Below are 18,445 nucleotides of genomic sequence, written 5' to 3' on the forward strand. Positions count from 1 at the left end.
TGTTGGCGATGTAGCGCACCGCATCTCCGCAGCCTGGAGCCGCTCCAAGCACCCGGCGCCAGCCTGGCCCGAGCGCGGTGACACGCGCAGCAATGCACGCTCATTGTCGGTTCTCATTGAAGGCTGAACTTTTTGCATTCAACCCTGAACCGCTCGTTGGCCGCTCAGAGTCGCGCCGATTTGTTCCTGCTGCACTACGTGGGCCTAGACGAGCGTTGTCATCGCGAGTGGAAACGTGCAGGGTTTGCGGCTATCCAGTGACGTGCTGGGCATGGCAACATCCCTTGGCATCCGCATCATGCGGGCGTAGCACACACCGGCTGATTTGCCTGTGCGGCGCATCTCGGCGCTTCTGCAAATCGCCGGCTTTCTCGTATGAAAAAGGGAGATATCGATGGCTGTCACAGTAAGTCTGATCAACATGAAGGGGGGCGTTGGAAAAACTACGCTCGCAACCCAGCTTGCTCACGCTGCAGACCGTAGGAACCTTCGGACTTTGGCTGTAGATTTGGATCCGCAATCCAATCTCAGCCAAGCAATCCTTAGCCCTGAAAAATACGTCAAATTGCTAAAGGACAAAAAGCCAACGGTGTCCGCTGTATTTGAAAACTATCTCCCGCCTTCGGATGGAAGCGATAGCCCGAAACCGTTCAATATCAAAGATGTAATAATCAAGAAGGCTGGCTATTGGTCAAAGACGAACCTCGATTTAATCCCGAGTCGTCTTGAGTTGTCGCATACGCTCAAGAATCCGACTGGGAAGGAGCGTCGACTTGCAAAAGCGCTTAGCAAGATTCAGGAACAATATGACCTGATTTTGCTTGATTGCGCCCCCACTGAGTCAATTCTTACCGAGGCGGCATACCATGCGAGCCGCTACGCACTCGTGCCAGTTAAGCCTGAATTTATGGCGACTATCGGGCTTCCGTTGCTTGCGCGTTCTATCAATGAATTCAAATATGAAAATACAGACCACGCGCTTGATATTTGCGGAATTGTCTTCAACCACTCTTCCTCATACTCGGAAGGGCCAGAAGGAAAGACATCTGTAAAAGAGGTCCAAAAAGAGGCAAAAAAGAACGAATGGCACGTCTATGAAACGCACGTTCGTTACTCCGCCTCCTACCCTAAAGCGGCTCGTGAAGGGACTCCAATCGGGAGTACGAGCTATGTGCGGTACGAAGTGACTGCTGAGTTTTCGAATTTTGTCGAAGAGTTCCTGGACTCTGTTGGACTCACCAAACCTAAGACGCCATGACATCGAAAGAGTACTTGCAGCTACATCTATCCCTACTGCTTGCGCAGCATGGTGAAATTGGTGTGCTAGAGGCGCTGGCCCCGCTCCTCGGTCTTCCTTCTGCCGACTTGCGGACTCAGCTGGATGAAGTGCTGAAAGGTGGGCACGCTGGTCTTAAAAAGCGAGCAAGAGCCGCAAGTGTGGGTGGCTCCATTGAGACTTTGCTCGCGGAGCATCCCGAGAAGGCCGACTTGCTGCGGAAGATTCAGGCGCGCTTTGTCGCCCGTACCTATTTGCCCGAGTTAAAGGATGTTCGGCGCTTCTTAGATAGGCACGGTCAGCCTAGCAGTTCGATAAAGAAGCGCGATGGCGCTTTCGGCAAGGTTGCGCGTCAATTGGCAAACCTTACGACAGATGAGTTGAGTAGCGTTTTAGCTGAGGCGCCTTCGTCTACTTATTCTTCGCTAGGCATTATTTCCGACGAGATTCTTGGTAGAAAGTAGTTGCGTCAGCCATACTCTTCACCTGACGTGCCAGCGAACTGGCACGATGGCGCCTTGCTCGTCGCCGCTCGTTTTGGTCGTCAGAGGGGCGATGGAGCGCGGCACTCACCACTGAACTGACTGTCCGTTTTCACGCGAGGTGGAACTTTTCGCGCAAGATGGAACCGTCACCGAATGACAACTTAGCAGTCTGCATTTACCACCAAGGTGCGATGACTGAACGCTAAATAGATTGACCGTTGATCAGCGCCAGCGCACGCCGCAGGTCATCCGCCACCAAGCGTGAGAGTTCTTCCAATCTGGCAAGCCCAGGCTGGCGAGCACGGCCGTCACCCTCTGCCGCTGCCATATCCCACAAACACTCCTCTGTAGCGAGGATCTCCTGTATGCGGTAAGACCGAGACGATGATCCCCCAGCGGTGATTTTCCCAGCTGCATCGCGCCGAGCCTTGCCACTCTTGTAAAGCTTCAAGAATTCGTCGAGGTCTTCGCGCTGAAGCGGGTTTGTCTTTAGGGAATAGCGTTTCGTGGTGCGCAACTCATAGATCCATAGATGCTCAGATCGTTGCGGCTTCTCACCCGCCTGACGCCTGTCGAAGAAAAGCACATTGGCCTTGACCCCCTGGGCATAAAACAGCCCTGCTGGAAGCCGCAAGAGCGTGTGCAGCTTGCATGCTTCTAGCAGCCGCCTGCGGATCACCGCTCCTGCACCACCTTCGTACAAAACGTTGTCTGGCACGACGACTGCGGCCCGTCCGCCGGGCTTCAGTTGCGCGACGATGTGCTGAAGGAAGTTGAGTTGCTTGTTCGCAGTCTGAACCCAGAAATCTGCGCGCACCACCGTCAAGCTGTCGTCGCCGCGAACACTCTTCTGATCCTGCGTGTATGTGACGCTGCCTTTGATGCCGAATGGCGGGTTCGTTAGCACGACATCGACGTGATGCGTCGGGGGTGTCTTGAGACTATCCGTGCACGTGATGGGCAACTCGGATTCCGCATTGCCGCCGACTCCATGCAGCAACAGGTTCATCGTCGCCAGCCGCGCGACTTCCTCCACCAGTTCGACACCGCGAATCGATTTCGTGGCCAGCTTCTTCTGCTGTGCTCGCGTCATCTGTGGATTGCTTCGCCTCAAATAGTCGTGAGCAGCCAGCAGAAAACCGGCTGTGCCGCATGCGGGGTCACAAATGACTTCGCCTAGTTGAGGATCGACGCACTCAACGATTATATCAATCAAAGATCTCGGAGTGAAATATTGGCCCGCACCACTCTTTGTGTCACGAGCATTTTTCTCCAGCAGTCCTTCGTAGGCATCGCCCTTCAAATCGCTCGACAGTCCAGTCCACTCGGTCTGACCAATCAGCTCGACTACGAGCAGCCTCAGTTTCGCGGGATCACGGATCTTGTTCTTCGCATTTCTAAATATCAGTCCTAGCATGCCTCCTTGCTGGGCCATTTCGACCAATACCCGTTCATATTGCGTTCGCATCGCGTCGGCATCAAGGTTAACGAGCGAGCGCCACCCGTACTCGGCAGGAACTGGTCCGCCTTTCTGCTCGTCGGACATCTTGAGGAATAGGAGATACGTCAATTGCTCAACGTAGTCGGGGTAAGAAAGACCATCGTCTCGCAAGACATTGCAGTATTGCCAGAGCTTGCGAACCAGCGCGCCTGCGTCTGCATTGGCATTCAGAGTTGCCTTCTTCATGCCGCTACCTTCATAACAACTTCACGCACCCACCAGATGTGCTTAAACGATTCAACATAAACCCGCGCTGCGGAGGAATACTCTTGATCAGACTTCATTGCATTCTTCAAATCTCTGATGGCGTCATAGAACGCTTGCGTCGGAGGAGCATTCGGATCGTCGCCTGGAGCCTCTCGGACGAGTCGGTCTATAGTTCTCTCGATCTGGTTGTACAGCACCACTCGCGCTTCTCTGAACGCAGGCCAATCCAGGTGCAGTATTAACCGGCTCGCGGCGAACTTCGCCTCCGCTGCCGCCTGTCCTTTGAATTGCGGTGAAAGAGCGACCTCCCCGTTCTGCTGAAACGTCAGCATTGCGACGTCTTGTGGGTCGGTTGGATCAAGCAACGCCGGCACCTCCTGGCCTTTTCCATCGGCCGGCGTAAATGCTCGGGCCACAGGATTCACCAAAGGGAAGTGCCCGGCTTTGCCTCCAGTACCTGCCCCGTCTGGGTTGATACGTGGACGATTTGCTCTGTGGCAGCTCAGGCGAAGGTTTTTCCAGTCAAAAGCTAACCAGAAGTAGCCTGGATGCGTCGTGTCCTCTTTCACACCCAACTTGGGCCGGAAATGATCGATATCGTCATCACTGCCCGGATTTTTGCATTCGACATACCAGCACTTGCCGTGCGAGTACGCCGAGAACTCGGCGCGTAGCGCAACCCAATGCACCCGATGAGCCGCTATCAATGCTGCGCGCTGGACAGGGTCCGTCTCAGAAAGGACGGCAGCCTGGGCGGCTTCCAAAGCCGGCAGCAAGTGTCTGATCCGTGGTTTGAGGTCTTCAAGATCGATGAAGCGCATCACTGACCCTCAGTCTCGCGAAGCTTCTCCACAATCTTGGCCGCCAATTTTGCTCGCGCCTCCAACTGCTCGGGAGTAAGTTGAAAGGTTTCAGCCCATGCCGGATCTTGCTGCTCCGTCCACGCCCTCACAAACTGCTCATAAAGTGGGTCACGAATCGTCTGATCTAAGCCCAGATCCCTCAGTCGAACCTTGATCTCACGAAGCTCTGTCTCTTCTTCGGGTGTTAGAGTTTCATTGATTGCAAGCACTCGTTGCCGATCAAGGGCGCCCTGCGTTTGCGGGTCCAGAGTCGAACGCAGTCGGAAAAGATCGCTCGTGAGAATGGCGGCAACCCCCATTCCGCGAGGATCATTTTCCGGTAATTCCGCGACAGCCCTGCCTTCCGCATCGCGGCGAAAAATCCTGACTTGATCTCGCTTGAGTCCTGCAAATACCAGTGGATCATGTGAAGACATGACGATGTGGCAACTGTCACGACCTCGGATGAAACGATCCAAGAAATCTAGATATTGCGTGCTCCAGCTTGGATTCAGGTGCGTGTCCGGCTCATCGAGCAAGAACAACGCCTCCTCACGCGCAGTAAATTTCAGCAAGCCCAGAACGAGCAACAACTGCTGCTCACCTTCGCTGAGATCGCGATAAGTCACCTCTCCGCCCCCCGCCGCAGGCGTCATTCGAACTCGCGTTCTCACTTCACCTAGCAGTTTGGACAAATGCATGCTCTCCAGTGCGGTGAAGAACGCATACTGGTCCGCATAGGAAGCGAACACTTGTTGGAGTGCCTCTGCGGTAGGCAGGAACAGGTACAAGCTCTCAACCACCGGATTCTTCGTCAGGTCGATTGCGATGCGCCTGTCCATGCGCGCTGGAAGCATGGCCTTGCCATAGAGCCGGCCCAGAAATTCTTGAACTTCGCCCACAGCACCCCAGAACCGGGGATCTCCACCCTGCCGTTTCCATGGAGGACGTTTCAACGCGAACAGAACGCTATCGAGGCCATCGATTTGCAGGTGCTCGCGCAGGAATGATCGGTCATCGTCGCTTCCACTTCTCGCGCTCATGAAGAATGCAATCAGAGCAAACTGCCCGTGCAGCGTTTGTGCGTAGAAAAGCCGACGAAGGCTGTTGGGATCTGCGATGCGCGCACTGCCTCGCTGTTCGGCGGACTTGATGATCCAGTTGTAATATCGTTCGCGGTGCTTCTCGAATATGGCGGCAAGCCTGTCGCTCGGACCAGAGTAGTAACCGAATACAAAGCCTGGGCGGTACAGCGGCCGGCCGTTGTCATCTTCAGCCATGAAACGCTTCCGGGCAATTTCAACGTACTCGCCCACTCCGAGCGGTCGAGCGGAGAATCTCGGAAACTGATCGCATTCGGCGTGAATTTCTATGTCGTGCTCACGACACTGATAACGAATCTGATAACTGAAGGGCGCCTCGACATCAAGGTCAAGATTTCTGAAGATGAGCGACAGAGCTTCAATAAGGTTCGACTTCCCCGCTCCGTTCTCGCCAACCAAAACGGTGTAAGGAGACTTTTCGTCGAAGTCGACTTGGAGGTTGCGTAAGTTCTTGAACTCGCCGATCGTGACCTTGTCAAGCCGCATCACCGATCTCCTGCAGCACGGCGTTTTCGGTATCTGCGCCTACTTGTCTGATGGTGTGGTTCAGTTCGGAGCGGAGGGCCAAGTAGAACAACTCCACCTGCTCGGGCTCATCGCGATCAAAGCCAGCGAGCGCAAAGAGTTCTGGTAGAGCAAGCGGGCGCCCGGCCCTCTTCAAGACCTCTACGAGCTTTGGCTGACGGCCGCCTGAGGGAGCTGATCCAGATTTTTTCTTCATTGCGCTTCCTTTCGAAGTCTTTTTCTCCTTGTTCAGAGACAGCGCTACCACAGCTTCCGTGGGCTCGCCAAGCCTGGCGAGCAGTTCGTCCGCCGACTCGTCGCTAAGGTCCTGGTCGACCAATTCCCCTGCCGTGGCGGCAGCGAGCAACTCACGTTCCATCTCAGGCAGGCGTTCCATCGATGAACGCACGGCCGTCATCTGAGCGCTTACAGCGTCCATGCGCAGTCGGGCTTCCTTGACGATGGCTTCCTGTTCCTTGAGCGGCGGCACTGGGAATGGCATCGCCCTAAAGCGCTCTAATCCCAGGTTCGCGATGTTCGTAGAGCCTCTGGCCAAGCTCCGGAACTTTCCAGAGTGCAGGTAGTGAAGGAAGACCAATAGCGCGAACTCTGGGTCTACTGCCGCACCCGCGCGAAATCGAATAAGGTGATTCTGAAAGCAGGCTCCAGGAACCTGGTCGCGAAACATTGCAGGGCGGCCGACGAGTTCGAGGCTTTGGCCTTCATTTAGAAGGATGTCGCCGCGCTCAAGCATGTAGTTCTTGTATTCGTCGGGCGTGAAGTTCATCTCGTGGACTTCGGCCGTGTCAATGCGATCCTCAAGCACGTTGGCCACGCGCAAGTAAGGTCTCAGATGCTCGCCTCGATGATGTTGTGGCGAGCGCTGTCGCCCTAGACGTGCGGCCCCAGCTTCATCAACCCTTACCGATATCCAGCCGGATGGGAGAGGCGGCGCGTCACTCTCCGATTGCACGCCATCACCAAGGTCAAACAGCGAGTTCTGAGGGGTGCTCGTTCTCGGCGCTAGGTTTTCTCGCGTTTTCGCGGCTTCCTCAGCGCCCTCTGCAACGCCTCTTGGCAAGGCGACCAACTCTCCATGAGCTGCCGCAGCCAATATCTCTTTACGCTGCGCGTCCAGATGATCCAATGCGCTCCGCAGATGCAACTGCGCGTCGCGAATCTCCCGACGCCTGTCTTCAACGGCTCTCGCGATACGCGTCTGCTCTTTCAGCGGTGGAAGTGGGAACGCGAGTCCTGCAAACCGACTCGCGCCAAGATGTTGGATGCCTACGCCCCTCGCCAGACCAGCAAAGGCGCCGGATGCCACATAGTGCCTGAAGACTGTCAGCGCATATTCCGGCGTCACCGCGTGAGGCCGGAATCGGATGAGGGTGTTCTGATAGCAGCACTCAGCAAGATCGCCTCGCCAAAGCGCGGCTCTCCCGACTTGGCTCGAACTGCCCGATGCCTCGGTCAATAAGATGTCGCCAAGCTGCAGTGCGAAGGTGACTCGCTCCGATGGCGTGAAGTCCATCGTCAGAACGTCGGTCAGATCAATTCCGGCAGGCTTGATGTTCGCCGCTCGCAGATACTTCGTCGGATGCTCGCCGGTGTGCTTGTCTGGGGACCGCTGCCGCCCCAAGCGAATAGCACCGACCCTGTCCACCTTGACCACTGCCCAACTTGGTGGAAGCTTCGCCCTATTTGTGCTCATCGGCCCCCCCCGCCCTTTTTGTCATTGCCGATCTCTGCGTGAGCCGCTCTGCTGTCCTTGCACGGGCGCTATCGACAGGTGGGCAGGCCCCTTCGCCGGTCTTTAGCAGGTCGTAGCTTTCAATTGAGAGAACTACGACGACGGTTCGACCATGCTTTTCGATCGCCACTGGCTCCGCCCGAGCCACGTCGATCAACTTGCCGAAGAAGTTCTTGGCGTCGCGCGCTGACATGGATCGCATCGCAGCATCTTTTATTGAAAAAGAGCTACTTTAGCTACTATCTGGTCGGCTGCCGGCGACCTACGTACTCGGCGTACGGCCTGCGCTCACCCGTCACGCCGCCCACCCTTCTTCTCGCGGCGCACAGGTGCAGCAGCAATCGGCGCGACCTGATCCTCGGCCGCCGCCGCATTGAAGGCATAGAACTCATGCAGTTTGGCGGCCAACATCTGCTTGTCGGGCAGTTGGGTCTGGTACTGCGCCACCAGCGCCGGCGAGAGGCTGCGGCTCAGCGCGTACTCCACCACCTCGCTGTCCTTGGACGCGCAAAGCAGCACGCCGATGGCCGGGTTCTCGTGCGACTTGCGCACATCGCGGTCCAGCGCTTCGAGGTAGAAGTTCAGCTTGCCCAGATGCTCAGGCTCGAAGCGTTCCACCTTCAACTCGATGGCGACCAGGCAGTTCAGCCCCCGGTGGAAGAACAGCAGGTCGAGCGCAAAGTCGCGGCCACCGACCTGCACCGGGAACTCCGAGCCGACAAAACAGAAGTCGCGGCCCAGCTCGATCAGGAAGGCCCGCAACTGGCCCAGCAGACCGCGATGCAAGTCGGCCTCGCTGTGGTCGGCCGGCAGGCTCAGGAATTCGACGGCGTAGCTGTCCTTGAAGGCAGCAGTGGCAGCGTCACCATGCATTTGTGTCAGCGCTGCCGACACTTTTGTCGGGCTCAGCACAGCGCGCTCGAAGCTGCCAAGGCTGTACTGGCGCTCCAGCTCGCGGCTGCTCCACCTCTCCTGCACAGCCATGCGCAGGTAGAACTGCCGTTCCTCAGGGCGCTTGGACTGGGTCAGGATGATGAGGTTGTGTGTCCAGGGCAGTTGTGTCAGCAGTGCCGTCACTTTCTCGTCGGCGCCGTAGGCCTCGAAAAATTGCCGCATGCGGAAGAGGTTCCTGCGGGTGAAGCCGCGCTGCCCGGGCATGGTGCGCGCAAGGTGCTCGGCCAGGCGGTCCACCACGCCCTCGCCCCAGACGGCAGCCGCCAGCTTGGCACTGATGTACTGGCCAATGCGCCAGTACAAACCGACCAATTCACGGTCGACCGCCTGGTAGGCCCGCTGACGGGCTTGCTCGATGAGGCCCACCACCTCGGCAAAGGACGCCTCGATGGGCTCAGCCACTGAAGGTTGGGCAACGACCGCGCCCAAGCCCTTAACACGCGCGGGCTTGGCCTCTGCCGGTTTGCGCGGGCTCATGCCGCCGCCCCGCCTACTGCCTGCTTGGTCGGCTCTAGCGCGGCATCCATGCGACGCAGCACGCAAAAGGGCAGCATGACATCGGGATACTTGCTGCGCTTGAATAGGTCGCGCAGGACATCGTCGGCAATGCCCCAGCTGAACGAAACAAGCTTGATGTGTGTTGCCTGATCCATGGAGGGTCTTCTCTCTCGGTCTTGGGGTGGGCACCTCCCGGGGCACCGTCGCGGTCGGGAGCAACGGCCAGCCTCCATGCGTCGCTCCCACACGCTGCGGCAAATTGTCCTTCATGCGGTAGGTGGCCCGGGCTGCCGCCGCCTCTTGCTGGGGCAGCTACCGCGATGGCATCCGCTCCGAGCCCGGTGCCTGATGCACGTCCGCCTGGCCGATGCGAGATCGGTCCCCAACGGTCCCTTGTCCTTGGACATGGGGCATCCCCTGCACAAAGTTCACGACGGCCTGGGCAAGCTTGCGGTCGGCGGCATCGCCAGACAGCGCCAGGGCACGTCCAATGTGCATCCAGGCCTCGGCGGTGACGGCCCGAGCAGCGTAAGCCGGTGCACCGCCGACGGCATCGGAATGGTCGGCGCGAAGCCGCCCGTCCTCTCGCGCGTTGATGCGCCAAAGTGGCTCGAAGCTGCGGCGCTGCCCCCGTGTCGCCTGCAGGCTCGCTTCGGCGTCGATGCCATAGCCCCGCAGCTTCTCGGCAAAGGTCTCGCGCCAGCAATGCAGGTCCGCCTTGCGCGGATTGAGCCGCTTGCCATGAATGGACTCAGCCCGCACGCTGAGGTGAACGTGCGGATTGGCCTGATGGTCATGCAGGACCATCACGTACTTGTGGTCGGCCAGTTCGGCCTGCGCGAATTCGCGCGCGGCACGCTGGACCGCCAACGGGTCTGTGCCGCGCGGCATGGACAGCATGATGTTGAAGGCTTCGCGCCGATGGCCGGGCTCGGCAGCTTCAGGAATCAGCGAGCCGCCGAAACGCCACTCGTCGGCCAGATCGCGCAGGGCTTCCTTGCCCCTCAACGTCTCGCCGCGCTGGTCCTCAATCTGCAGCCGGCCGTTCTTGCTGATGTAGCGGAAGTGCGCGGCAATGGCCTGCATGCCGCGCCCGCCGCCCGTTACCTTGATCATCACCTGGGGAACACGCCGAAGCACTGTCGCCTCGATTCGCTTGCGGATCGTGGCTGCCCGACGGGCTGCGGCATCGCCTCTCAGCTTCGGCGCAGGAGCCCCCTTGACGACCCGGTTGCCGGGATAGAAGAGCCGGTCACCCCACGTCACCAGGACGCCGTCGATGTTCACACCTTGTGCCATGGGTCACTCCGTTTCTGCTGCCGCCGGTTCGGCGCTCCATGCGAGGACGCCCGCGGGTTTTGCAACGCCGACAGCACCTGCGCTGCGAGGCGAAGATGCTCGCGAAGTTCGGCCGTCATGCTGTCCAGCATGTCGCGGTAGGCGATAGCCTGCCGAACGTTGCCTTCGCGAAGAAGAGCTGTGAGCTGATGCGTGTTGCGGCTGAGCGTCGACAGCTCCGCGCACGAGGCCACCAGCGACGAAATGTGCTCGGCGCGTCCGCCCGTGCGAAGCACGGGAACGCCATCCGACAGCCCCACCAGGTAGGCACCTCTCGACAGCTGCGCCGCCCGCGCACCGGCGGCAAGGCGATCCGCTTCGGTGCGCCTGACACGGATCGAAAGCTTGACCCAGCCAGTTGCCTCGTCGTGCGCTTCGGGAGAGCCGAGCTGCGCCGCACCTTCGGTCGCATCGGACGCCAGTTCGCGCGCCACGGCGTCGCGGACGACGACCGACACGCTGCACCTCTTCGCCTTCGCATGAGCCACCAGCGCGGCCTTCAGGCCGCGCATATCGACCGTGACGAAGTCATGAGTGGAGGTGTTCATGAGCCGACTGCAAGGAGGCTGCGGAGCGCTTGTGAAAACGGCGGCAGGCCGCCTATCTCTGCACTCACATCTGAATCAAGTATTGGCCCGCACAGCACGCCCGAAGCGTGGTGATTCGGGCCCGAATCACGATCCTCTGCGACCGATCTCCGGCCCTAGTCTTTCCACAGGTGACCAGAAACCGCCATTGGCCGCGCGCCAACCGCGCCGAAAGCGCCTAGTGACCGACCACCCGGTGGCCGAGAACCGACCAAGAGCCGCCCGAGGCCGTCCAAGGACCGCCCGACGCCTGACCAACCGCAGTGTGAAAGGCTCGCCATGTCAACCAAGCTCGCTCCAGCCGATCCGCCAGGCAGAACAACGCGAAAGGCACGGGCGTATTCGGCCGACATCCGGCGCCTGAGATCCCAGGGCTACACGTTCGAGGCGATCCGCGCCGCCCTTGCTGCCGTCGGCGTTGACGTCAGCAACCGGACGGTTCAGCGCGAAGCCGCCCGGTCCCCCGACAAGCATGCCGGCATGGTAGACACCTTCGGCCACGTGACGGGCCACGGTCATCAGCCTGCGCCATCGAGAGACGAGTCTGTCCGCATCAGCAAGGCCGAATTTGCGCAGCCGGCTGCCTCTACTTCCCCAACGCCTCGCAGCGGGAAAGCCGTCGCGGAAGAGTTCAGGCGCTCGCAGTGTGACAACCCGCTCATCCGAGCAAAGGAGCAATCATGAAAGTTGCAGTGATCAACTTCTCTGGCAACGTCGGCAAGACGACGATTGCCCGCCACCTCTTGCTGCCCCGCATGCCTGGCGCCGAACTGGTTTCCATCGAAAGCAGCAACGCAGGTTCCGAGCGTGGACCGACGCTGCGCGGCCGGCAGTTTGCCGAGTTGCAGGAGTACCTGCAGACCATCAATAGCGCGGTAGTGGACATCGGTGCGAGCAACATCGAGGACCTGCTCGACCTCATGCAGCAGTACAGCGGCAGCCACAACGATTTCGATTTCTTCATCGTTCCCACGGTGCCTGCTGTGAAGCAGCAGCAGGACACGATCGCCACGCTGGTTGACCTCGCGCAGCTCGGCGTCATACCGAGCCGTTTGAAGATCTTGTTCAATATGGTGCAAAGAGGAACCACGGTCGAACAGGCCTTCTACCTCTTGCTCGCATTCCTCGCCGAGCAGCCCATCGCCACGTCCGACACGGCATGCAGGCTGCGGGAGAACGAGATCTACGCGCGCCTGCGCAGGACGAAACTCAGCATGTCGGAACTCGCCGCCGACCAGACAGACTACAAGGCCCTCATCGCGAAAGCCCCGGACTCGCCGACGAAGATCGACTTGGCGCAGCAACTGGCCACCCAGCGCCTGGCCCTCGGCGTCCTGCCAGAGCTGGACAGCTGCTTCGCTGCGCTCCATCTGGGCGCGCAATCGTCGCCGCCGCGGCGCGCCACAAAGCAGGCCTCATGAACGACCTTGCGCCGCTGTCCGCACGGGAGGCCCTGCTTGCAGAGGCGCTTGGCGATGTGGCAGCTCTGCTCGACCGCATCGATGCCGTGGCCCATGATGGACTCCTTCGATCAATGGATGAGTTCGAAGGCGGGCATGGCCTGCTCGGCGACGCCCGCCGGGTGGGTTCAGGCCTCCGCGCGGGCAGGACGCCGCGTGGTGCTGCCCTTGGCGCTGGCCCCGTCCGCAACCTGGGCGGTGCTGCGGCGCGCTTCGCCTTCGGCACGGCTGTCCAGGTAGTCGATTTCCTCGACGGCAAAGTCCCAGCTGTAGACCGTCTCCTCGTCCCTCACATAGTTGTTGTTGCGCAGGCGGCCGACGATATTCACGTGCGAACCGCGCCCGAGGTACTCGGCTGCGTTTTCAGCCTGTGCGCCCCACAACGTCCACTGGATCGCCGTGGATTGCTGTTCCCGCGCCTCGCCCGATCCGCGGACGTTGTTGCTGATCGCCGTCAGCGTCGCCTTGGCAATCCGACCCTCGCGGCCCGAGACGAATTCGAGCTTGACCGCGCCCGCCAGGTGCGCATTGCGCTGGATGACTTGAACGTTGGCCATGACCAATCTCCTTGCGAGAGAGGCCAGCCGGGTTCCGCAATGGATCCCTGCAAAACTGATCCTCTCGCTCGGCTCTCCTCGCTCCCGCCCACGGGCGGGCGGGGGGTTGGCACGGCCCCTTCCAGCGGGAAGGGGTTGGGGATGGATGTTTGAACCTCGCAGCCGAAGCAGTGCGCCGGTTTCCCGGCCCACCGCATTGAGATCCCCCCACAAGTCCCCCTCACCCAGGGACGGGGGTTGTGGGGGGAGCGCGGTGGGACGACTGGCGCACGCGGCTGCCCTCCCCTCGGGCGACGAAGCCGCGCAGCTGATGTGCCAGCCCCGCCTGGCGCAGCGGCTGCATCGAAGTCGCCCGCATGACCCGAGCCGCGGCGGCTCCGCGGCCGGCGTGACACCAAGCGCAGCGACTGGCGCGACGGTCGAGCCTCGGCGAGCACTTCACGGGCTTCAGCGGCCCGGCTCCGGGCTTGGCGGGTGGCCGGGAGGGCGATCTGGCCGCCACCGCGCGCAGCGCCTCCGATCAGGGCCGGCCTGTTCGCCAGCGGGCCCGTTCACGCGCAGCGGGAAGGAAGCAGGCCCGCGAATCCCGGCCGCGGGAGGGCCGCCGCCGGGCTCGTAAGCACCATGGGCCTCGCGCGTCCACCCAGTGCTGCGTATTCCGGCGATGTTGGTCAGCAAGTTCAGCAAGCTGGGCAGCGTTTCTGCTGCTCATGATCACCAGCCGTGGCCAGACAAAGCCTGCTCAGCTTCGAGTTCGCAAACTTCTAAAGCGGTGGGCAACGCAACGCGTTGTCCACGGCCCGCCGGGCGCGCAGCGCCCGGCCTGTACCCCTCAGGCCGGGCGCTCCGCTGAGCGCCTGAAGAGCGACGCCCGAGCCTTGGCATTGAAGTCCGGGAACATGGCTTCGGTCACGTCCTTGACCGCAGATGGCGCGGTCCGCGGTGATCCAGCATTGAACGGCGGCTCTGGCGCGTACTCGGCAAGCAGCTGAACCGTCTCGGCATAGGCTTGGTCACGCAGCATGCCGACGAGGGTCAGGCCGAGGTCCAGCCCCGCGCTGACACCTGCTCCCGTGATGCGGTTGCGGTCCCGCACGACGCGCCCCTCGGTCTCGATGGCGCCCGCGTCCTTCAGCAGTGCGCGCGTTGCCCAGTGCGACGTGGCCTTGTAGCCCTTCAGGAGCCCCGCGGCGCCGAGCACCAGCGAGCCGGTGCAGACGCTGGTGACCCACTTCGCGCGGCTGCCGCGGTCAGCCAGGAAGGCGAGCACGTCCTTGTCCGCGTCCTACTACACCACCGACTCCATCCGCGACTACGTGCAGGACAAGCTCGGCGCCTTCAGCGCCGCCCTGGCCTGGCTCCCCAGCTCTCAGACCACGGTCATGGCCACGCTGGACTACAGCGACCAGCGCTACCGCACCGACTACGGCGTACCGGCGGCGGGCAACCGCCCCGCCGACCTGCCGTGGTCGCGGCAGTTCAACGACGCGCCCGACCTGTCTTTCAGCAAGACCACCAGCCTCAGGCTGGAGGTGGACCACCAACCACGCTTCGAACATCGCTCGAAGTGGCAGGTTCTCAGCTTCGTTGCGAGCTGCCTCGGCGATCACAGCCTGGACTTGGGCTTGTGCTTGAAGTCGTTCCGCCTTGCGCTTGTCGCCGGGGTCGACCCCCTGCTTGAGCTGTAGCCGCGCATGGTCTCTCTCGGCGCGAATGGCCTCCAGCGTCCGAACCGGCCATGTGCCGCACTGATGCCAGGAGACCTTGCCAGCGGACTTGTATGCGTACTTGAACCGGATGGTGACCGTGTCATCACCGGCCACACGAACCTCGCCGGACAGGCCATCTCCGTCGCTGATCGTGTCGCCTCGCCACGTTGCGTCAATGGCGTCCAGTTCCTTGATCGTCCACTTCCGACCCTTGCCCTGCTTCGGATATCGAGTCATGCCTCTGTGCCTCCAGGGGTAAACCGAGGGGTAAACCAGCTCGTGGATTTCTGGGCATCGAGTAAAACGCAACGGGACGACGAAGTCAACGTAAGCCATTGTCAGCAAATGGTTTTTTCGTCCCAGAGCGTCCCGGGAGATTTCTCAAGATTTGCTGTTTAATTCCATGGGGTGCAAGGGGTAGCGAGTTCGAATCCCGCCGTCCCGACCAAAAACAAGAAGAGAAATCAAGGACTTAGAAGCGAAAGCCTCTAGGTCCTTTTTCCATTATGGGCTTGGAAAATTCCTGAGGGGTCCACCCAGGGGTCCACCGCCCAAAAGCTGTGGGGCTAAGCCTCTAACGCCTGGTTCGCCGAACGAAGGCGCATGAGGTCCAAAGCGAAAAGTGTGCGGCCACCGCTTCAGCCTTGGCTGAGTCCGCATAACGCATCACGTGTGAAGGCAGGCCGTAGGGCGTGGGCCAGCACAGCAGGGCCGGCTGGTTCAATGGCGCGCGGGGCTTCCCCAGCACCCGCACCAGCGAGCCGCCGGTCAGCGCCGAGGGGCGCCGATGTCGCCGACGACCGCTCTGTGCAGCGGCGTTGGGCCCACCTCAGCCGATCATTTCGAGAACCAGCCGACGACGCGCTGACGCAGGCGCTCGAAGAATCCGGCGCGTTCCACATCGGCGAGCGCGATGACCGGGGCTTCGCCCACCGGCTTGCCGTTGGCGGTGGCGACGATCTTGCCGATCACGGCTCCCTTGGCGATGGGCGCCTCGAGTGCAGGATTCAGCGAAACCGAGGTCTGGACCTTGCCGGCCTCACCCTTGGGCACCAGCAACGTCCAGGCCTGCGCCAGGCCCGCGTTGACCGTCGGCGCCACACCGTAGGTGACCTTGGCGCTGGCCAGCGTCGCGCCGGCCTGCGCGGGCGTCGCCTGCTCGAAGTTGGCGTAACCCCAATTGAACAGCACGCGGGTCTGGTCCGCACGGGCCTGCTTGCTGTCGGCGTTCATGATGACCGAGATCAGGCGCATGCCGTTGCGCTTGGCCGAGGCGGTCAGGCAGTAGCCGGCTTCATCGGTGTGGCCGGTCTTGAGGCCATCGACCGTGGGGTCGGTGTACAGCAGCGCGTTGCGGTTGCCCTGCTTGATGCCGTTGTACGTGAACTCGCGCTCGGCGTAGAGCGGGTAGTACTCGGCGCTGTTGCGAATGATGGCTGCCGCCAGCACGGCCAGGTCACGGGCCGAAGCCTTGTTGTTGGGGTCGGGCAGCCCTGCGGCGTTCGCGAACTGGGTCTTGGTCATGCCCAGCTTCTTGGCCTCGGCGTTCATCATTGCCACGAAGCCGGGCTCCGAGCCGCCGATGTGCTCGGCCAGGGCCTTGGAGGCATCGTTGCCGCTGGCGATGACCACGCCGCGCAGCATGTCCATCAGGGAGGCCTGCGCGTTGAGCGGCACGAACATGCAGCTGTCGCCGTCCTTGCCGCCGCGGCACCAGGCGCTCTCGCTCATGGTGACGGGGTCGTTGGGCTTGAGCTTGCCGCTCTTCAGACCCTGCTCCACCAGGTAGCTGGTCATCATCTTGGTGAGCGATGCAGGCGGCAGCGGCTCGTCCTGATTCGAGGACGCCAGCACCTGCCCGGTGTCGAAGTCCATCAGCACCCAGGCCTTGTTGGCGAGCAACGGCACCGACCGCCCGCTGGCGTCGGTGGTGAAGGCGGGCTCGGCTGCAGCAGCCTTGTTCTTGTGTTTCTGCGCCGCGGCGCGCGGCTTGGCGTGCTGCGCGCTGAGGGCCGTTGTGGGCGCTGCGGCGATGAGCGCGCCGGCAACGATGATGGAAGGCAGGGTGGCGAAGGTGAGTCTGGAAATCATGGACAGGTGCAGGATCAAGGAGACGACAGCAGACCGCATGGTAGGGGGCGATCACCCAGACAGGGTGTAACGACGCACGCCTGCCTTGAACGGCTTGAACACGACAAGTCGGGATCACCGATGACGCGGGAGCATCAACCCCTTGATGCCGGGCCTTCATCGCGCCATCACAAAGAAGCACCCCAGGCATCGCCTGGGGCCAACCATGCTGACGTGGCCGGCTCAGCAACCGTCTTCAAGGTCAAGCGCCGAGGGCGGCCGAGCCCTCACTTGGCCCTGTACGCACGGGTACCCGTCCCGAATCCTCTCGGCAGACCCCAGCCAATCGCACCACGAACGACGTGAGTTCGGCATTGCGCCAAGCCAGTTGGCCGCCGTGCCACCTGTACTGGCATTGCGCGGACCGAGCCAGCCGAAGCAACGCAGCACGAGAGGCCTGCTACCGCCGTTGGCATGCTTGTGGGTGACCGTCATCCGTGCGTGTCCTATCGCACCGACCCTGCAACTGGCCTCGCCTACAACGCAACCACGTCGCTGTCGAGGCTCAGAGCCTTTGACGGTCATCTTTTCCCCAGGACTGCCCTTGCGGCCCGGCACGAGATCGCACCATGACTGACCGACTGCCCTCATGCCGTCTCGCCGCCGCGCTGCTCCTGGGGGGCCTCACGCTCGTGGCATGGGTCGCACCGGCATCGGCCGCTCCGACCCTGGGCACCGCAGCCCAGTTTGCCGTGTTGGGCGCCTCAAGCGTCACCAACACCGGAGTCACCACCTTGGTAGGCGACCTGGGTGTGTATCCCGGCAACTCCATCACCGGGCTCGGCAGCATCGTCGTCACCGGCACGACGCACAACGGAGACGGGGTGGCGATGCAGGCCCAGGCCGATGCCCTGACCGCCTACAACGGACTTGCCGGGCAGCCGGCGACTGCAGTGCTGACCGGGCAGGATCTGGGCGGGATGACCCTTTTTTCAGGCACCTACTTTTTCGCGTCCTCGGCGGCGCTCAGCGGCACCCTCACCCTCGATGCACAGGGGGACCCCGATTCGGTGTTCATCTTCCAGATCGGCACCGCGTTGACGACAGCCAGCGACTCGGCGGTGATCCTGCTCAACGGCAGTGCCCGAGGCGTGTACTGGGAGGTGGGCAGCTCAGCGACGCTGGGCACCAACTCGTTGTTCGCGGGCAGTCTCCTCGCGGACCAAAGTGTCACGCTCAACACGGCCGCAAGGGTCCAGTGCGGCCGGTTGATTGCGCTGAATGCGGCCATCACCATGGACGGCAACACCGTGTCCAACGCCTGCACGGTAGCCAGCGATGGCGGCAGTGCTTTGCCTGAGCCCGCGACTCTGGCGCTGGTGGGCTTGGCGCTCATCTTGCTGCCCATGACGGGAGACAGGGCGCGGCGCCGCCTGACTGCTGATCTGCGGGCCGGCGGCCAGCCCAGAAAGCGCGATCGAGGGCCAATGAACAACGCGACGCTGGACCAATGCGGGCTTGACGGAGGCGCAGGCGCCGGCTGCATACGTGGCGCGGCCGCAGTACGCCGCCTCAAGCTGCCGACTCGCGGGACCTGAACT

At 61.5% G+C, this 18,445-nt stretch carries 18 protein-coding genes and 1 pseudogene; 6 read left to right on the top strand and 13 right to left on the bottom strand.

All coding sequences use genetic code 11. The features are described 5' to 3' along the window. Positions 1-394 precede the first annotated feature (394 nt). Positions 395-1,258 carry a ParA family protein gene (locus ACO07H_RS18055; RefSeq protein WP_422016654.1) on the top strand — a complete coding sequence of 288 codons (864 nt, stop codon included), beginning with the start codon at positions 395-397 and terminating at the stop codon, positions 1,256-1,258. Next, complete coding sequence (locus ACO07H_RS18060; protein ID WP_422016656.1) at positions 1,255-1,740, top strand: hypothetical protein; 486 nt, start codon at positions 1,255-1,257, stop codon at positions 1,738-1,740. Before ACO07H_RS18055 ends, ACO07H_RS18060 begins: the two co-directional genes overlap by 4 nt. A gap of 223 nt (positions 1,741-1,963) precedes the next feature. Here the strand turns inward: ACO07H_RS18060 and ACO07H_RS18065 are convergent, their stop codons facing one another. From ACO07H_RS18065 to ACO07H_RS18105, 9 genes are all read right to left on the bottom strand, one after another. After that, positions 1,964-3,448 (bottom strand): N-6 DNA methylase, encoded by a 1,485-nt coding sequence (locus ACO07H_RS18065; RefSeq protein ID WP_422016658.1) that lies wholly within the window; start codon positions 3,446-3,448, stop codon positions 1,964-1,966. After that, positions 3,445-4,290 (bottom strand): hypothetical protein, encoded by an 846-nt coding sequence (locus tag ACO07H_RS18070; protein WP_422016660.1) that lies wholly within the window; start codon positions 4,288-4,290, stop codon positions 3,445-3,447. The genes ACO07H_RS18065 and ACO07H_RS18070 overlap by 4 nt, the downstream gene beginning before the upstream one ends. Continuing rightward, complete coding sequence (locus tag ACO07H_RS18075; RefSeq protein ID WP_422016662.1) at positions 4,290-5,900, bottom strand: AAA family ATPase; 1,611 nt, start codon at positions 5,898-5,900, stop codon at positions 4,290-4,292. Before ACO07H_RS18075 ends, ACO07H_RS18070 begins: the two co-directional genes overlap by 1 nt. Next, positions 5,890-7,593 carry a restriction endonuclease subunit S gene (locus tag ACO07H_RS18080; RefSeq protein WP_422016664.1) on the bottom strand — a complete coding sequence of 568 codons (1,704 nt, stop codon included), beginning with the start codon at positions 7,591-7,593 and terminating at the stop codon, positions 5,890-5,892. The genes ACO07H_RS18075 and ACO07H_RS18080 overlap by 11 nt, the downstream gene beginning before the upstream one ends. A 25-nt stretch (positions 7,594-7,618) precedes the next feature. Then, the gene (locus ACO07H_RS18085; RefSeq protein ID WP_422016666.1) at positions 7,619-7,873 is read right to left on the bottom strand and encodes a type II toxin-antitoxin system prevent-host-death family antitoxin; all 255 of its coding nucleotides are present in this window, start codon (positions 7,871-7,873) and stop codon (positions 7,619-7,621) included. Between the two features lie 86 nt (positions 7,874-7,959). After that, a complete protein-coding gene (locus tag ACO07H_RS18090) occupies positions 7,960-9,027 on the bottom strand; it encodes a PDDEXK nuclease domain-containing protein (protein WP_422016668.1) in 1,068 nt (355 codons plus the stop codon). Positions 9,028-9,098: 71 nt separating this feature from the next. Then, positions 9,099-9,278 (bottom strand): type I restriction-modification system subunit M N-terminal domain-containing protein, encoded by a 180-nt coding sequence (locus ACO07H_RS18095; RefSeq protein ID WP_422016670.1) that lies wholly within the window; start codon positions 9,276-9,278, stop codon positions 9,099-9,101. A 157-nt stretch (positions 9,279-9,435) separates the two neighbouring features. After that, on the bottom strand, positions 9,436-10,422 hold the full coding sequence (locus tag ACO07H_RS18100; protein ID WP_422016672.1) for a relaxase/mobilization nuclease domain-containing protein: 987 nt from the start codon (positions 10,420-10,422) through the stop codon (positions 9,436-9,438). Then, entirely contained in the window at positions 10,407-11,009 is a 603-nt protein-coding gene (locus ACO07H_RS18105) for a hypothetical protein (protein WP_422016674.1), read from the bottom strand. Before ACO07H_RS18105 ends, ACO07H_RS18100 begins: the two co-directional genes overlap by 16 nt. A gap of 318 nt (positions 11,010-11,327) precedes the next feature. Here ACO07H_RS18105 and ACO07H_RS18110 point away from each other — a divergent pair, with 318 nt between their 5' ends. Further along, complete coding sequence (locus ACO07H_RS18110; RefSeq protein ID WP_422016676.1) at positions 11,328-11,732, top strand: hypothetical protein; 405 nt, start codon at positions 11,328-11,330, stop codon at positions 11,730-11,732. Next, positions 11,729-12,469 carry a StbB family protein gene (gene stbB / locus ACO07H_RS18115; RefSeq protein WP_422016678.1) on the top strand — a complete coding sequence of 247 codons (741 nt, stop codon included), beginning with the start codon at positions 11,729-11,731 and terminating at the stop codon, positions 12,467-12,469. Before ACO07H_RS18110 ends, stbB begins: the two co-directional genes overlap by 4 nt. 167 nt (positions 12,470-12,636) lie before the next feature. Here stbB and ACO07H_RS18120 read toward each other — a convergent pair whose 3' ends face one another. Both ACO07H_RS18120 and ACO07H_RS18125 read right to left on the bottom strand, forming a co-directional pair. After that, complete coding sequence (locus ACO07H_RS18120) at positions 12,637-13,065, bottom strand: single-stranded DNA-binding protein (RefSeq protein WP_422016680.1); 429 nt, start codon at positions 13,063-13,065, stop codon at positions 12,637-12,639. A gap of 832 nt (positions 13,066-13,897) precedes the next feature. Then, positions 13,898-14,335 carry a DJ-1/PfpI family protein gene (locus ACO07H_RS18125; RefSeq protein WP_422016682.1) on the bottom strand — a complete coding sequence of 146 codons (438 nt, stop codon included), beginning with the start codon at positions 14,333-14,335 and terminating at the stop codon, positions 13,898-13,900. Between the two features lie 4 nt (positions 14,336-14,339). Here ACO07H_RS18125 and ACO07H_RS18130 point away from each other — a divergent pair, with 4 nt between their 5' ends. Continuing rightward, the gene (locus ACO07H_RS18130) at positions 14,340-14,753 is read left to right on the top strand and encodes a hypothetical protein (protein WP_422018684.1); all 414 of its coding nucleotides are present in this window, start codon (positions 14,340-14,342) and stop codon (positions 14,751-14,753) included. Between the two features lie 12 nt (positions 14,754-14,765). Here ACO07H_RS18130 and ACO07H_RS18135 read toward each other — a convergent pair. Both ACO07H_RS18135 and ACO07H_RS18140 read right to left on the bottom strand, forming a co-directional pair. Then, positions 14,766-15,110: pseudogene (locus ACO07H_RS18135) on the bottom strand (Arm DNA-binding domain-containing protein); the annotation flags it as partial. Between the two features lie 501 nt (positions 15,111-15,611). After that, positions 15,612-16,865 carry a D-alanyl-D-alanine carboxypeptidase family protein gene (locus ACO07H_RS18140; RefSeq protein ID WP_422016684.1) on the bottom strand — a complete coding sequence of 418 codons (1,254 nt, stop codon included), beginning with the start codon at positions 16,863-16,865 and terminating at the stop codon, positions 15,612-15,614. A 608-nt stretch (positions 16,866-17,473) separates the two neighbouring features. On the opposite strand from ACO07H_RS18140, the gene ACO07H_RS18145 reads away from it, so the two are divergent. After that, the gene (locus ACO07H_RS18145) at positions 17,474-18,442 is read left to right on the top strand and encodes an ice-binding family protein (RefSeq protein ID WP_422016686.1); all 969 of its coding nucleotides are present in this window, start codon (positions 17,474-17,476) and stop codon (positions 18,440-18,442) included. The last annotated feature ends 3 nt before the right edge of the window (positions 18,443-18,445 follow it).

Origin of the sequence: Roseateles sp. (assembly GCF_965229315.1) — a bacterium.
Lineage (GTDB): Bacteria > Pseudomonadota > Gammaproteobacteria > Burkholderiales > Burkholderiaceae_C > Pelomonas.